The 16,143-nt window shown below is 45.7% G+C and carries 12 protein-coding genes; 7 read left to right on the top strand and 5 right to left on the bottom strand.

The annotated features are described in order from the left end of the window. The first annotated feature begins 9 nt into the window (after positions 1–9). Positions 10–462 carry a hypothetical protein gene (locus M9196_RS01100; RefSeq protein WP_250615688.1) on the top strand — a complete coding sequence of 151 codons (453 nt, stop codon included), beginning with the start codon at positions 10–12 and terminating at the stop codon, positions 460–462. 136 nt (positions 463–598) lie between these two features. On the opposite strand, the gene M9196_RS01095 is transcribed toward M9196_RS01100, so the two are convergent. Next, positions 599–2,212 (bottom strand): transmembrane adenylate cyclase, encoded by a 1,614-nt coding sequence (locus M9196_RS01095; RefSeq protein ID WP_250615687.1) that lies wholly within the window; start codon positions 2,210–2,212, stop codon positions 599–601. A gap of 496 nt (positions 2,213–2,708) precedes the next feature. Here M9196_RS01095 and M9196_RS01090 point away from each other — a divergent pair, with 496 nt between their 5' ends. Together M9196_RS01090 and prfC are read left to right on the top strand one after the other, a co-directional pair. Further along, positions 2,709–3,851, top strand: coding sequence for a BamA/TamA family outer membrane protein (locus tag M9196_RS01090; protein WP_250615686.1), 1,143 nt, complete (start codon positions 2,709–2,711; stop codon positions 3,849–3,851). A 332-nt stretch (positions 3,852–4,183) separates the two neighbouring features. Continuing rightward, positions 4,184–5,770: a peptide chain release factor 3 gene (gene prfC, locus M9196_RS01085; RefSeq protein WP_250615685.1), complete on the top strand. Its 1,587-nt coding sequence runs from the start codon at positions 4,184–4,186 to the stop codon at positions 5,768–5,770. Between the two features lie 101 nt (positions 5,771–5,871). On the opposite strand, the gene M9196_RS01080 is transcribed toward prfC, so the two are convergent. The 4 genes from M9196_RS01080 to M9196_RS01065 all read right to left on the bottom strand — a co-directional run bounded on the left by M9196_RS01080 (position 5,872) and on the right by M9196_RS01065 (position 10,776). Next, positions 5,872–6,837 carry an ABC transporter permease gene (locus M9196_RS01080; RefSeq protein ID WP_250615684.1) on the bottom strand — a complete coding sequence of 322 codons (966 nt, stop codon included), beginning with the start codon at positions 6,835–6,837 and terminating at the stop codon, positions 5,872–5,874. Between the two features lie 2 nt (positions 6,838–6,839). After that, on the bottom strand, positions 6,840–7,964 hold the full coding sequence (locus M9196_RS01075; protein WP_250615683.1) for an ABC transporter permease: 1,125 nt from the start codon (positions 7,962–7,964) through the stop codon (positions 6,840–6,842). Then, the gene (locus M9196_RS01070; RefSeq protein ID WP_250615682.1) at positions 7,961–9,547 is read right to left on the bottom strand and encodes an ABC transporter ATP-binding protein; all 1,587 of its coding nucleotides are present in this window, start codon (positions 9,545–9,547) and stop codon (positions 7,961–7,963) included. The genes M9196_RS01075 and M9196_RS01070 overlap by 4 nt, the downstream gene beginning before the upstream one ends. A gap of 233 nt (positions 9,548–9,780) precedes the next feature. Then, complete coding sequence (locus M9196_RS01065) at positions 9,781–10,776, bottom strand: BMP family lipoprotein (RefSeq protein ID WP_250615681.1); 996 nt, start codon at positions 10,774–10,776, stop codon at positions 9,781–9,783. Between the two features lie 467 nt (positions 10,777–11,243). Between M9196_RS01065 and M9196_RS01060 the strand changes: the two genes are divergently transcribed. The 4 genes from M9196_RS01060 to deoA all read left to right on the top strand — a co-directional run bounded on the left by M9196_RS01060 (position 11,244) and on the right by deoA (position 16,134). Beyond that, positions 11,244–12,053 (top strand): TatD family hydrolase, encoded by an 810-nt coding sequence (locus tag M9196_RS01060; RefSeq protein WP_250615680.1) that lies wholly within the window; start codon positions 11,244–11,246, stop codon positions 12,051–12,053. Between the two features lie 191 nt (positions 12,054–12,244). Further along, positions 12,245–13,510 (top strand): NupC/NupG family nucleoside CNT transporter, encoded by a 1,266-nt coding sequence (locus M9196_RS01055; protein ID WP_250615679.1) that lies wholly within the window; start codon positions 12,245–12,247, stop codon positions 13,508–13,510. Positions 13,511–13,938: 428 nt separating this feature from the next. Then, complete coding sequence (deoC, locus tag M9196_RS01050; protein ID WP_250615678.1) at positions 13,939–14,715, top strand: deoxyribose-phosphate aldolase; 777 nt, start codon at positions 13,939–13,941, stop codon at positions 14,713–14,715. Positions 14,716–14,799: 84 nt separating this feature from the next. After that, positions 14,800–16,134, top strand: a complete 1,335-nt coding sequence (gene deoA / locus M9196_RS01045; protein ID WP_250615677.1) for a thymidine phosphorylase — start codon at positions 14,800–14,802, stop codon at positions 16,132–16,134. The last annotated feature ends 9 nt before the right edge of the window (positions 16,135–16,143 follow it).

Genomic DNA, 16,143 nt, shown 5'->3' with positions numbered 1-16,143 from the left:
TAGAATATAATGAAACAAAGAATAAATATTACCGTGTTGTGTGCATTATTCGTCTCGTTGTTCAGCGCGCCAAGTTTTGCTTATTACTGCGATCAAACCGCTGAGGGTGCGATCGTGGGTGCAGTTGATGGAGCGATAACAGGCGCGGTTGTTGGCGGCATAGTTGATGGTTCTCATGGTGCGAAAGCCGGAGCGGTTATTGGTGGCGGAGCAGGAGCGGTCGGTGGCGCGATTGATGGGGCATACTATGAGGGAGCCTGCGAAGTCGCGACTGACGTTATTGTTGAAGATGAGATTATCGCCGAAGAGTACATTGCGGAAGAGTACATTGCGGAAGAGTACGTTGAAGAAGCGTACCTAGAAGAAGAGATCATCGAAGAAGAGGTTATTGAGGAAGAGTATCTCGAAGAAGAATATTTGGATGACGAGTACGATGACTATGACGATGCACTCTACGATTAATGAGTGACACTTTTACAGTGTTAGCATTAAGTGTGGCCGTTCGTCATAAGTGGTTGAAGCAAATTAAAAAAAGAGAGCGGATGCTCTCTTTTTTATGCTTAGCGGTTAGCGAAAACACATCGTGTACTTAACGGTGCTACAGCCGAGCGAGCGACGTTAACAGCTTCTGCTTAATGTCTGGGCTGGCAATAAAGGCACCCAAGTAACGAGCTTCGTTACCTTCAAAGTCCGGTCGAAGTTGTAACATTTCTTTATAGCTTGCTTGCGCCTGTTTAAATTCACCTTTTTGAACTTGAATAATGGCTTTGAGCATCGGCACCCAAAACAAACGTCTAAGCGAAAGGTTGCTCACTGACTTTTCTGCATCATCATAATTATCTTGCATGATTTGGTGAACTACGGTCGCAATAGAAAACCATGGCGGTCTAAACGGGTTGAGCGCTTTTGAATCAGCAATGAGCTTAAGCCCACGTTCAAATTCACCTGCCATGCATAATGCCCAGCCACACAAACCAATTTGATAGGCGGCGTTAGGGTTAATCGCTAAGACTTTATCGACAGTACTAATGATACCGTCAATATCTTCTCTAACCTGATGTGCCATCAGCATCGCTATCTGTGATTCTTGATTAGTCGGCTCTAGTTCTACCGCACGCTTGGCGTAGCTAAGTCCAGTCTCCTCGGCATTTTCCTCGTTGCCCATTCCTAGCATGTCCGAATCGAAATAGAGGACAGCTAACATGGCATGCAGTAAGGCAATATAGGGTTCGCGCTCAACCGCACTCAGCAGGGCTTGCGTTGCTTGCTGGTGGGTATCTTCTGAAAGCGTCATTAAATAATGTCGATATCGAAGTGTTGCCTCATAGGTAGAAAGGTGTTCGATCTTTTTTTGGTTACAGCTTTGATAAATCTCTCTGTGGATAATGCCAAAACTTGATGCAAGCTCAGCAACGACTTCAGCGATGATTTCGTCTTGTACTTCAAATAAATCGTTTGTGGTGAGATCGCAGGTATATTTTTCCGCCCAAACTTGCTCACCGCTATCAGTACGATAGAGCTTGGCATAGATGCGGAGCTTATTACCAAGGGTCTGCATCGTCCCTGAGGTAATGAAGGAGACACCAAGCTCTTCACCTAACCCTTTTACGTCGGCTGATGTTCTTGGGTCGATACTGGTATCGCCTAGCGCATGCATTGAGACGACCTTTAGCATGTCAAAACGTGCTAGTTCAGTGGCGAGCTCTTCCCCAAATCCTTCAGCAAAAAAACGTTTTTCAGCATCATCAGACAATGATAAAAAAGGCAGCACCGTAATGGTTGGACTTAATGTACTTTGGTTGTCTCGCGCCATTTGAGCCAGAGTTGCCGTTTGTCTTACTGCTTGGGGTGTTTGCGGCGTAAATACTGGACTGTAGCGGCCTTTAGGGATGGCGAGGAACAGAGGGTCATTCACTCCCTCTGTGAGGTAATAAGTTTCCAGTGTGCGTCTAACACGACCCGCTTGAATACGTACAATAGGGTCGGCTTGATGATCAAATTCTGCATCACGGTCAAACACTTCAGTCGCAATAGTAAACTGCTTCAAGCGGTCACCATTGCCCGCTAATGTTTGCTCCACGACAAAAGTCAGCAGTTCTTTCATTTTAGGGCTTTGATCAAATGCCTTGCTTGAAAGAATTCGATTTAGCTGATCTTTCACTCGGGTTTGATTTTCTTCAATGCGAATATCTAGTGGAGCTTGTTCTGACACAGTATCGACTCTCTTCTTTTATGAGCGTTCTATTTTGCCACTATAAGGTGCCTAAAAATAGTAATGACATCACTGTTTTGTAAGGCAATGCACTCAGTAATGTAACGAAATTATTGATGGATAGAAGGTTAATAGACTTAAGTTACTCTACATTTAATGTTAGCAGTTCAATAAAAAAGCGCTTGTAAGGGTTTTTATGTCGCCGCTTAACATTTCTTGTTGTTGCGTGTTTTGACTCGTCACAAATTTGATAGTGCTATGGCTTAAGGAGCTGAGACGCTCTATATCCTGCTATCGAAAGTGAGTAATTGATTGTCAGCGTAAACTTTTTTGGGTAAAAGTAAAACCTTGGTGAATAAAATGTGAGTTGGAGATTCTGGTTGGTGTTGTACTGACCCATTTTACCCTAACGGCTTGCTTACCAATGAATCATCAAGCTTTGTAAGTAGATTGTTACTAGCATCGACAGGGAATCAGCATTCACACGGAGGTGTCTGTGAAAATACGAGCATTAACCACTATACGAGCATTAACCACTATTAGCTGCGCTATTATTAGCTCATCAGCATTGGCTTTTGAGCAATTTATTGATCCTAAAGATGGTATGTTCGACGCCAGTTCTTGGGTATTAGATAACGCGGTGGGCTTTATGCCAGTCCCGATTATCATTACTGACCCTGCCGTCGGAACTGGGGGGGGCGCCGCATTAATGTTCTTTCATGAATCGGAAGAACGCGAAAGGCGAAGAAAAGAAAATCCAGATGAAATTGTTGGTTTGCCACCGAGTGTAACCGCCGTAGCAGCCGCTGGAACTTCGAATGGTTCATGGTTAACTGGGGCATTTCACTTCGGCTCTTGGCAAGAAGATACTTGGCGCTATCAAGGCGGGTTATTTTATGGGTCCTTTAACCTGAAATATTACGTATTAGATAATCCATTTAACTTCAATATTGATGGCTTGTATTTTATGCAAGATATTGATTATAGAATCGCTGGTAGTGACTGGTTTGTTGGGGCTAAATATTCGCTTCTCTCTTCCAAAAGCACCTTTGATTTAGGCAACAACTTGATTCCAATACCGCCTATTAACTTTGATTTAGAAGACGCTGCGGTTGAGCTTAAAGTAACTTACGATAGCCGAGACTCCATTTTCACCCCTAACGATGGATTAAAAGCTAAAATTAGCACCGAGTTCCATGACCAATCATTTGGTGGTGACGTGGATTATCGCAAATCCAGATTACAAGCGAATTATTTTGCCCCTGTCATCGATGATGTTGTGATTGGTCTTCGTGGGGACTATCAAACCGTAACGGATGATGCCCCTTATTATGCGAAACCGTTTATTAATATGCGAGGTATCCCAGCGATGCGCTATCAAGGTGATGAGATGGCGTTGGTGGAACTTGAAGCACGTTATGACATTACGCCAAGATGGTCGTTAATTGGCTTTACTGGGACAGGAAAAGCCTTCGATGATGGGCAAAATTTTTCCGAAGTGGACTATCAGTCTGTTGTAGGCGGTGGTTTTCGTTACTTAGTGGCTCGACAACTTAATATGCGAGCCGGGGTGGATGTGGCAAAAGGTCCGGAGGAGTGGGCGTATTACATCACCGTGGGGCACGCGTGGGCATTGTAGTTAACCGTGATAGTAAAGAGTCATAGATAAGCATTAATAGTGATAGTTTAGCGCCTTAGTGAAGTGGGATAGCGGAGAGTTCTCGAACCGTCCCTGTCTATTAAGTGACGGACTCTTTCAGCACCGCCCCTTTTTTGTGGGGGAAGACAGGGCTATCGCACCACAAATAACGTGATTTTTTTATAAAGGTCGGCTTTAAGAAAGTATTCATTGAGAAACCCTGCCAGATCGGTGAAAATAGCGCCCATTATTTTTTCGACGCCTTCGAATAGCCGTGAACTGTCAGCAGGGTTTGCGATGGGCTGTTCTACAAACCTAGAAGATCGAGATTCATGTCAAATCAATTTCAGCAAGAAGTTTCTAAACGCAGAACTTTTGCGATCATTTCTCACCCGGATGCGGGTAAAACCACGATTACCGAAAAAGTACTTTTGTTCGGAAACGCAATTCAAAAAGCGGGTACCGTAAAAGGTCGCGGCTCTAACCAGCACGCTAAGTCTGACTGGATGGAGATGGAAAAAGAACGTGGCATCTCGGTAACGACGTCGGTGATGCAGTTCCCATATAACGACTGCCTCGTTAACCTTTTAGATACTCCGGGACACGAAGACTTCTCGGAAGATACTTACCGTACGCTAACGGCTGTCGACTCTTGTTTGATGGTGATTGATGCGGCGAAAGGTGTCGAAGACCGTACGCGTAAATTGATGGAAGTCACGCGTCTGCGTGATACGCCTATCGTTACCTTCATGAACAAACTGGACCGTGATGTTCGTGATCCGATGGAAGTCTTGGATGAAGTGGAAAGCGAGCTGGGTATGGCTTGTGCTCCTATTTCATGGCCAATTGGCTGCGGTAAAGAGTTTAAAGGTGTGTACCACATTCACCGTGATGAAACGATTTTATATGAGTCTGGACATGGTCATGAGATTCAAGAAGTTCGTATCATTAAGGGGCTTGATAACCCTGAACTTGACGTGGCGGTTGGTGAAGATTTAGCGGAAAGCGTGCGTGAAGAGCTAGAGCTTGTTATTGGCGCGTGTCCTGAGTTTGATTTAGAGCTATTCCTTGCCGGTGAATTGACGCCAGTTTACTTTGGTACGGCATTGGGTAACTTTGGTGTTGACCACATGCTAGACGGCCTAACTGAGTGGGCTCCGGGGCCGCAAACTCGTCAAGCTAATGAGCGTGATGTTGAAGCGACGGAAGAGAAATTCTCGGGCTTCGTGTTTAAAATCCAAGCCAACATGGATCCGAAACACCGTGACCGTATCGCCTTCATGCGTATTGTATCAGGTACTTACAATCAAGGTATGAAGATGAACCATGTTCGTACTGGCAAAAATGTGAGTATTTCGGATGCGGTAACCTTCATGGCGGGCGATCGTTCTCGCGCAGAGAAAGCGTATGCAGGCGATATCATTGGCTTACATAACCACGGCACGATTCAAATTGGTGATACCTTTACACAAGGTGAAAATTTGAAGTTCTCTGGTATTCCAAACTTTGCACCGGAATTGTTCCGTCGTATTCGTCTACGTGATCCACTGAAGCAAAAGCAGTTGCTAAAAGGCTTAGTTCAACTTTCTGAAGAAGGCGCTGTACAAGTATTCCGTCCATTGCAAAACAATGATCTTATCGTTGGTGCGGTGGGTGTGCTGCAGTTTGATGTTGTCGTGGCACGCTTGAAAGCTGAGTACAATGTTGAAGCTATCTATGAAAGTGTCAACGTGGCAACGGCGCGTTGGGTTGAGTGTGATGATGCGAAGAAACTGGAAGAATTTAAGCGTAAGAGTCAGCAAAATTTAGCACTCGATGGTGGAGATAACCTAAGTTATGTTGCGCCAACAATGGTTAACTTGAATCTAGCGCAAGAGCGTTTCCCTGAAGTGACGTTCCGCGCAACGCGCGAACACTAAAGATTCTGTTGATACAAAAAACCGCTCATTGAGCGGTTTTTTTATGCCTGGTTTTTTATAGCTATAGGCTAGTGCGGTCTTATTCGTGCGCTTTTGTCATCTTATTCACGCTCTTTTGTATAAGGGACGCCAATTGCTTTTGGTGCGACAGCTTTGCCAATGAACCCAGCTAACAGGAATACTGTGAGGATGTAAGGTATCGCTTCGATGGCTTGCACCGGAATAGGGAAGTCACCAATTTTAACGCCCTGCATACGAATAGCTAATGCATCTAAGAAACCAAATAACAAACAAGCTCCCATTGCCGTAAATGGACGCCACTTACCAAAGATAAGCGCCGCCAAGGCCATGTAGCCCTTTCCTGCACTCATGTTAGGAATGAACTGAGCCGTTTGAGCAACGGAGAGATACACACCGCCAATCCCCACCAACACACCACAAATAGCGACGGCAGCGTAACGAGTACGTACCACCGAAATGCCTGCGGTATCGACAGCAGAGGGGGATTCACCGACCGCGCGTAGACGAAGTCCAAAGCGTGTTCTAAACAGTAGGTACCAACAAGCAGGAACGATAAATATGGCCATGTAGACTAAGATCGAATGCCCACTAATCAGTTCCGAATAAAGGTGACCCAACACTGGAATATCCGCAACGGCATCAGCACCCGGAAAGGTGATGGGGGCAAAGCGAGCATCGCCAGATAATGCCGGAGTTTGGCCGCCTTGTTGGAACCAGTGACGACCCAAGGTAATGGTTAACCCAGCGGCGAGAATATTGATCGCCATACCACTGACCACTTGATCGCCGCGATGGGTAATACAGGCAAAGCCGTGAAGAAGGGCCAGCAAAACAGAAATACCAATCCCTGCGAAGAGTCCTAGCCACGCGGAACCCGTCACATGGGCGGTTGCTGCTCCCGCAAATGCGGCTGCCAGCAACTTACCCTCTAAAGCGATGTTTACGATCCCTGAACGTTCACAGAACATCCCTGCCAATGATGCAAGGATCAGCGGTGTTGCCACTCGTAATGTGGCGTCTAGCATGAGAATAATCGTTTCAAACATAATTAAGCGACTCCCTTCTCTGCGTCAATATTGGGTTTAGAAAAGAGTTTGAGATAGGTTCTTTCTAGTGAGGGTCTAAACATGTGCTCTAAGGCCCCTGAGAACAAGATCACTAAGCCTTGTAGTACCACAACGATGTTACGGTCCACACCATACTCAAAACTCAGCTCGGCGCCGCCTTGGTAGAGAAAGCCGAATAGCAAGCTAGCTAGCAAAACACCAATAGGATGGTTTCGCCCCATTAGCGCCACAGCAATGCCGGTAAAGCCAAAGCCTTCAACAAAGTTGAGCTTTATTTGGTGCAGTTCGCCTTGGAGTACGTTGAGGCCAAAAAAGCCGGCGAGCATGCCGGAGATCAGCATAGTGATGATAATGGTTTTGCTGTATTTGATTCCAGCATAGCCTGCTGCTGAAGGGTTAGCGCCGACTGAGCGAACTTCATAACCCCAGCGAGAGTGCCACATAAATAGCCACACAAAGACGCAACAAAGCAGGGCAAAAATAAAGCTCAAATTCATTGGGCTCGGTGCCATTTCGATTCCGAACACAGCCAATATTTCATGCATTTTTGGCAGCCAGCTGCTCACCGCAAATACCCGGCTTTCGGTTGCCATGGTATTGTCTGGTTTGAGTACCTCGACCAATAAATACGCCATGAAGGAAGCGGCGATAAAGTTAAACATGATGGTGGTGATAACAATGTGTGAACCGCGTTTGGCTTGTAGGTAGGCAGGAATAAATGCCCAAGCGGCACCAAACAGCCCACCCGCTAAAATAGCCACAGGGAAGGTAATATACCAAGGCGCATATTCACCCAGCGTTAAGCACACAAGCCCCACACCGAGTCCGCCAATATAGGCTTGTCCTTCGCCCCCAATATTAAAAAGCCCGGCATGGAATGCCACCGCAACCGCGAGACCGGTAAAAATAAACCCCGTCGCGTAGTACATGGTGTAGCCAAATCCTTCGGCATAACCAAAAGCGCCCGTCCACATCACTTTAGCGGCATCAATTGGACTGATGTCGATATAGATAAACAACAGCGCAGAAACAAGAAAGGCGACCATTACATTAATGGCTGGCAATAGCGCCATGGTTACCCAAGCGGGTACTTTTGCTTGGCTCATGACATCTCTCCTTGTTGTCCTTGGTCGGAAGCCACGGCTTTTTGTTGTAAGTGTTCCGGCATAATATTGGCCATCATTAACCCTAGCGTCTGCTCATCTGCATCATCAATGGAGACTTCGCCGACAATCGCACCATCAAAGACCACCAAAATTCGGTCGGCAAGGCTAAGAATTTCATCCAGCTCAACTGAAACTAAAAGCACGGCCTTATCTTCATCTCGAGCCGCGATAATTTGCTGGTGGATGTATTCGATTGCCCCGATATCGACGCCGCGTGTAGGCTGTCCTACGAGCAGCACATCAGGGTTTTGCTCCATCTCACGAGCAATCACCAGCTTTTGCTGGTTGCCGCCAGAGAAGTTGGCTGTCTTCAGTGTTGTATCGTTTGGGCGGACGTCCCATTTATCCATACTGGCTTGACAGTGTGCTTTGATCGCTTGCTTATCTTGAAGTAACCCATTGTTGTATAGGGGTAGGTGGTGATAGCCGAGAATATACGCTTCTTGGGCATCAAATTTGTTGATGAGCCCTTGCTTGTGACGGTCTTCAGGAATATGCCCAACGCCAATCGCCCTTACTTGTTGGGGATTAAGTGGATTCAGCTGATCAATGGTGTTGTTGTTGATGTGTATTGAGCCTGAATGAGGCTGTAAAATACCAGATAGCAGAGCTAGGATCTCCGACTGACCATTTCCAGAAACCCCCGCAATACCCACAACTTCACCCTGACGGACACCAAAACTGACGCGTTTGACTCGCTCTACGCCAGCATCATCGAAAAATTGCAGATTTTCCACGGTGATCAGCTGTTTTTTCGGGGCTGAAGTGTGTTTGTCTACTTTGAGGCGAACCTTTCGCCCTACCATAAATTCAGCTAATTGTTCTTTATTAGTGTTTGCTGTGGTGACGTGTTCCACCATCGTGCCTTGGCGCATCACTGAGATATTATCGGTAATTGCTAGCACTTCACGCAATTTGTGCGTGATGATCATAATGGTTGTGCCTTGCGCTCTCAGTTTGTCTAGGATGCGAAATAGATGATCCGCTTCTTGAGGTGTTAATACCCCGGTGGGTTCATCAAGAATGAGTATTTTCGCGCCACGATACAAGGCTTTGAGGATTTCGACTCGTTGCTGTAAACCGACAGGCAAGTCGCCAACGATGGCGTCTAGTGGGACATCAAGGCCGTAGTCTTTCGCCAGTGTTTTGAGCTTTTTACGAGCTTTTCCTAGGCTTTCTTCTAACTTCCAGCCATCTTCTGCGCCAAGCACTATATTTTCGAGCACAGAGAAGGTTTCTACCAACATAAAGTGTTGATGCACCATGCCAATCCCTGATTGGATCGCTTCTTGCGAATTGGCTGGCTTATAGGGCTGGCCATTGACCCACATCGTACCTTCATCGGCATGATAAAAGCCGTAAATAATGCTCATTAACGTCGATTTGCCTGCGCCATTTTCACCGATAATGCCGTGAATAGTGCCTTTGGGAACTCGAAGGTCAATATCACGATTGGCATGAACCGCGCCAAAACGTTTATTGATGTCTTTGAGTTCGATGGCAATAGATTGTCCTTGTGTCACGAGATACTGCCTTATATTTAATTAGCGACGTCAATGCTGCCCGCTAATGATTCCCTGCTAGTTACCTAAATATCGCTTTAATTTTTATAGGTCGTTATATTTTTTATTGTCGTTATTGAAGATGGTTATACTTCGGGGTGTAGGGTGTGTGATACGCCACTGTGTTTGAGGCAGTGGCGTAATATTGCAGCTAGGCCGAAAGCCGAGTCGTGCATGTCGCTTGATGGCGGTGCCTAGTAATTACAAGTATTGTCTGACATGTAATCGTGGACTTTGATATCACCAGCAATGATTTGCGCTTGTAGCCCATCGAGATACGTTTTCATTTCCGGAGTAATGAGATCTTTGTTGTTATCATCGTATGCCCACTCAACAGCCCCTTCTTTGAGACCGAGGACTTTGATTCCAGATTCCCACGACCCTTTCTCTGCTTCGTCCCATGAGTTATAGGCAGCAACCCCAACCTTTTTCACCATTGACGTCAGCATAGTGCCTGGTTGTAAGTGGTTTTGGTTAGAGTCCACACCAATAGCAAATTTACCGCCGTCTTTTGCTGCTTGATAAACCCCCATACCCGTGCCGCCAGCTGCAGCATAGATAACATCAACACCTTTAGAGAATTGAGATTTAGCAAGCTCGGATCCTTTCGCAGGATCTGCGAATGCAGCTGGAGTTGAGCCAGTCATGTTTTGGAACGTTTCGATCTTAGGGTTGGCGTATTGTGCGCCTTGGCGATAACCACACTCAAATTTACGAATCAGTGGAATGTCCATTCCGCCCACAAACCCGACTTTGGCTGTTTTAGAGGCTTTCGCGGCAAGTGCACCGACAAGGAAAGAACCCTCATGCTCTTTGAACACAATGGATTGGACATTTGGCTTGTCGACGACCATATCGATGATAGTAAACTGAATATCAGGGAACTCTGTTGCGACTTTCTCAACAGCAGAAGCCATATTGAAACCTACCGCAACGATTGGTGTGAAGCCGCGGCTAGCAAGACGGCGTAGGCCTTGTTCGCGTTGTGCTTCATTTTGAGGTTCGAATTCACGGACTTTAATGCCTTTATCGGCATTGAAAGGTTTCACACCGTTTTGAAAAACCGCTTCATTAAACGATTTGTCGAATTTACCGGCAGTATCATAAACAACGGCTGGTTTGGCTGCGAATACGCTAAAAGACGAGACCGCCACTGCAAGTGCGGAGAGTTTTAGAATAGTTTTTTTCACGTTCAGTTCCCTTGTGGTGTCAGATAGTGGGGGGACCATTGACGAATCAATAGTCCCAGCTAACGCTGTGGTTAGAGGCTGGAAATTAAACGTTTGTAAATAACGTAGCCTCATGCTTTGTTTAATTTACAAACAGTGTGAAACATTTTATCGTTTGCTTGGTTGAAAAAAAACCGCTTCTATCACAGCAATGAGTGTTGAATCACATCTTAGTGATAAAACTCTAACTATTGGCTATCCTTTACATATCAAGGGGTCTAGTAGATTGAATTGCAATCGATTACATTTGGGCGTGGGTATTTTTATACCGACTCTTCTGTGAATTTATACCGTTATAAAGAGAGGTTTACTCATGCTTAAATGGGTACGTATTTGGTTAAAAAAATACGACAGTTGGTGTCTGTCCATGGGGCTAACACCGGAAAATAAACGTAGCTGCACACCCTATAAAAAAGATCCCATTAACGATGATTGATACTCACTGTCATTTAGACCTCATTGCAGCTAAAACCGATCTTTCTACCGTGCTGAAGGATGCGAGACGTGCAGGAGTAGAGGGTATGATCGTCCCTGGGATCAATGAAGAAAACTGGACTGAAATAGCACAGCTTGCACAGCAACATTCCGATATTTACTATGCTCTTGGTTTCCATCCTTTATTTTTAACAGGTGTATCCACTGTCAGTGTTGAACGATTAACACAGAGGCTCACTCAAGCACAAAGTTTGTCTAATAAATGCGTGGCGATTGGCGAATGCGGGTTGGATTTCTATCACCTAGGTCAAGACGGTGACGCTGAACCAACGAAGCTGCAGCAAAGACAGATCTTACGGGAGCATATTTTACTGGCGAATAAAGCCAAGCTACCGATTATTTTGCACTGCCGAAAAGCTCACCAAGATATGATAGCGGTACTCAAAAAACACACACCGATATATGGTGGGGTGATCCACGGCTTTAGTGGCAGTTACCAGCAAGCGATGGACTATATAAAATTAGGTATTTATATCGGTGTCGGGGGCGTTATTTCTTATGAACGCGCTAAGAAGACTCGTGACACCATTTCAAAACTCCCACTTGATTATTTATTAATCGAAACTGACGCGCCAGATATGCCATTAAGTGGTTATCAGGGCACTATTAATAAACCAGAAATGCTAAAGTTGACCCTATCAACACTTATCATGCTGCGAAGTGAAAGTGCGCAAACGGTTACGTCACAACTCCTAAATAATAGCAAATCGCTGTTTTTTATTTGTGATAAAAGTTACGTATAATTGTTAAATTGAACTTTGTTACAGTGCCTTATTGTGATCAGTATCTCAAAATTACATGTACGTCTTATGTGTTGAGGTCGAAAGTGTGAAGGGGGTACTACTTTCTTTTCTGAGGGTTTGTATAATCGCCCCCGCTTTTGAGCTTCAACTTTTATTACACGCCAAATAATTATATAAGGAAGTCATAAACTATGAGCCTGTTTATGAGCCTGGTTGGAATGGTAGTACTGATCGGAATCGCAGTATTATTATCAGATAACCGCAAAGCTATTAATATCAGAACAGTGGGTGGCGCATTCGCTATTCAATTTTTACTCGGTGCATTCGTACTTTACGTTCCTTGGGGACAAGAAGTGCTACGCGGATTCTCTGACGCTATTTCTAACGTCATCAACTACGGTAATGATGGTTCATCGTTCCTATTTGGTGGTCTAGTCTCAGACAAAATGTTTGAAGTATTTGGTGGCGGTGGTTTCATTTTCGCATTCCGTGTACTACCAACACTTATCTTTTTCTCTGCGCTAGTTTCAGTGCTGTATTACCTAGGTGTTATGCAGTGGGTTATCAAGATTCTTGGTGGTGGCTTACAAAAAGCACTAGGCACATCTCGTGCAGAATCTATGTCAGCAGCAGCAAACATCTTCGTTGGTCAAACTGAAGCCCCTCTTGTTGTTCGTCCTTTTGTACCAAAAATGACTCAATCTGAGCTATTCGCAGTTATGTGTGGTGGCTTAGCTTCTATTGCTGGTGGTGTTCTTGCAGGTTACGCTTCTATGGGCGTGCCAATTGAATACTTGGTAGCTGCGTCATTTATGGCAGCACCTGGTGGTCTACTGTTTGCTAAAATCATGAAACCTGAAACTGACGAGCCAATCGATCAGCTTCACGACATGGAAGCAGAAGGTGATGACAAACCAGCGAACGTTATCGATGCAGCTGCAGGTGGCGCTTCAGCGGGTCTTCAGCTAGCACTTAACGTTGGTGCAATGCTTATCGCATTCATCGGCCTGATCGCTCTTGTGAACGGTATGCTTGGTGGCGTTGGTGGTTGGTTCGGTATGCCTGAACTTCGCCTTGAATTGCTACTAGGTTGGGTATTTGCTCCTCTTGCATTCCTTATCGGTGTGCCATGGGAAGAAGCGATTGTTGCTGGTGAGTTCATCGGTATGAAAACCGTTGCGAACGAATTCGTTGCCTTTGCAAACTTTGCCCCTTACCTAACGGAAGCGGCGCCAGTGGTTCTTTCTGATAAGACGAAAGCAATCATCTCATTTGCACTTTGTGGTTTTGCGAACTTATCTTCTATCGCGATTCTACTGGGTGGTCTAGGTAGTTTAGCGCCTAAGCGTCGCGGTGATATCGCTCGCATGGGTGTGAAGGCAGTGATTGCTGGTACACTATCTAACTTGATGGCAGCAACGATTGCAGGCTTCTGTCTTAGCCTTGCGGCAATGTAACTGTTAGCCGAAGGTTATTAGTATATAGACGCCACAATAAATCGCCCCGTAGCAAGAAATTGCTGCGGGGCTTTTTTGTTTTTTTGGGGCAAGAAACCCCCAAATCCCTACCATGTATGGCATGAAGGGAACAACGACGGTTTTTTTTGAGATACAAACCGTTTGCGTATTATTCGTGACTACCGTTTTGAGGAAGAGTTCTATACTGTATAGGCTACTCAGTAGATAACCATGTTTGATGGTGATTTACTTAGCCCAGAACTGGTTCTCCACCTTAAATAAATTGGTTGGACAAATACGAATTGGTACTGTGCGGCGACATGGAAAGCGATTGGCGCGAAGCGTCGAGTCTTCAAGGAACCAAGTCCGTTCATTTATTGCTGACAGTGTGTCAGGTAATTAATTGAATATATTGACCGGAGATAGAAATGAGCGATTTAAAATCAGCAGCGTTACGTGCACTTAAACTGATGGATCTTACAACACTTAACGAAGATGACACGGATGCAAAAGTGATCTCGTTGTGTCATGACGCGAAAACGTCTGTGGGTAATACGGCAGCAGTGTGTATTTATCCACGTTTTGTACCAATTGCGAAGAAAACACTTCGTGAACAAGGTACGCCGGATGTTCGTATTGCTACTGTGACTAACTTCCCACACGGTAATGATGATATTGCTATCGCAGTTGCTGAAACGAAAGCGGCGGTTGCCTATGGTGCGGACGAAGTTGACGTCGTATTCCCATACCGCGCTCTTATGGCTGGCAACGAAGACGTTGGCTTTGAACTTGTGAAACAGTGTAAAGCGGCGTGTGGTGACATTCTTCTAAAAGTCATCATTGAAACGGGTGAACTAAAAGAAGAAGCTCTCATCAAGAAAGCGTCAGAAATTTGTATCAATGCTGGTGCTGACTTCATCAAAACTTCAACAGGTAAAGTGCCGGTTAATGCAACGCCAGAGTACGCTCGCATGATGCTAGAAGTGATTCGCGATATGGGCGTAGCAAAAACAGTTGGCTTTAAGCCTGCTGGTGGCGTTCGTACGGCTGAAGATGCAGCGGCATACCTTGCAATGGCAGATGATATCCTAGGCGCAGATTGGGCAGATAACATGCACTATCGCTTTGGTGCTTCAAGCCTGCTGACCAACCTCCTAAATACATTAGAAGTAACGGACGAAACTGCAGATCCATCTGCATATTAATCTAACGCTTTAGGTGGTGACGAACCCTTGTCACCACCATTCCCTCTATACCCTATAACCCAAGCTTAGACTGGGGAGGTACTAATGTATTTACCACAAGAAATTATTCGTAAAAAACGCGATGGCCACGTGCTGAGCGCAGAAGAAATTAACTTCTTCATCCAAGGTGTCGCTAACGACACAGTATCTGAAGGTCAAATTGCGGCTTTCGCAATGACGATATTTTTTAATGAAATGACTATGCCAGAACGTATTGCGCTGACTTGCGCCATGCGTGACTCTGGCATGGTTATCGATTGGGGCCATATGAATTTTGGTGGTCCTATTGTTGATAAACACTCGACCGGCGGTGTTGGTGATGTGACCTCGTTAATGCTTGGCCCTATGATCGCAGCTTGCGGCGGATTCGTTCCAATGATCTCTGGGCGCGGTTTGGGTCATACAGGGGGCACGCTTGATAAACTAGAGTCTATCCCTGGCTATGATATTACCCCGACAAACGAAGTCTTTGGTGAAGTGACGAAGGACGCAGGCGTTGCAATTATCGGCCAAACAGGTGACTTAGCGCCGGCTGATAAACGTGTCTATGCCACGCGTGATATCACGGCAACCGTTGACAATATCTCTTTGATTACAGCATCGATTTTATCCAAGAAACTGGCGGCTGGCCTTGAGTCGTTAGTGATGGATGTCAAGGTCGGTTCTGGGGCGTTTATGCCCACTTATGAAGCATCTGAAGAGTTAGCCAACTCCATCGTCGCGGTGGCAAACGGCGCGGGTACAAAGACAACTGCTATTCTTACTGATATGAACCAAGTTCTGGCATCGTCTGCTGGTAATGCCGTAGAAGTACGTGAAGCGGTACAGTTCTTAACGGGCGAATACCGTAATCCACGATTGTACGAAGTGACGATGGCACTGTGTAGTGAAATGTTAGTGTTGGCTAAGCTTGCTAGCGATACTGAGCAAGCAAACATGATGCTAAATGACGTCTTGAACAATGGAAAAGCGGCCCAGTGCTTTGGCACGATGGTATCAGGTTTAGGTGGCCCAACAGATTTCGTTGAAAACTACGATAACTACCTAGATAAAGCCGACATTATTAAGCCTGTTTATGCCGATATTGCAGGCACAGTCTCTGCGATGGATACTCGTGCCATTGGTATGGCGGTAGTAGGGATGGGCGGTGGTCGTCGTGTTGCGACGGACAACATTGATTACGCGGTAGGCTTCGACCAATTTATCAGACTGGGTGAAACGGCGAGTCAAGAAAAACCGTTAGCCGTTATCCATGCGCGCAATGAAGCGCAATGGCAAGAGGCGGCAAATGCGCTAAAAGCGGCGGTAACTGTCGGTGAACAACCCTATACAGAAACCCCATGCGTGTACCGCCATATTCGTGCGGAAGACTTGGCATAGGGTGGGAGA

Source organism: Vibrio methylphosphonaticus, assembly GCF_023634655.1.
GTDB lineage: Bacteria > Pseudomonadota > Gammaproteobacteria > Enterobacterales > Vibrionaceae > Vibrio > Vibrio methylphosphonaticus.
The sequence above is the reverse complement of the archived record's forward strand: the minus strand, read 5'-3'. Positions and strand labels throughout refer to the sequence as shown.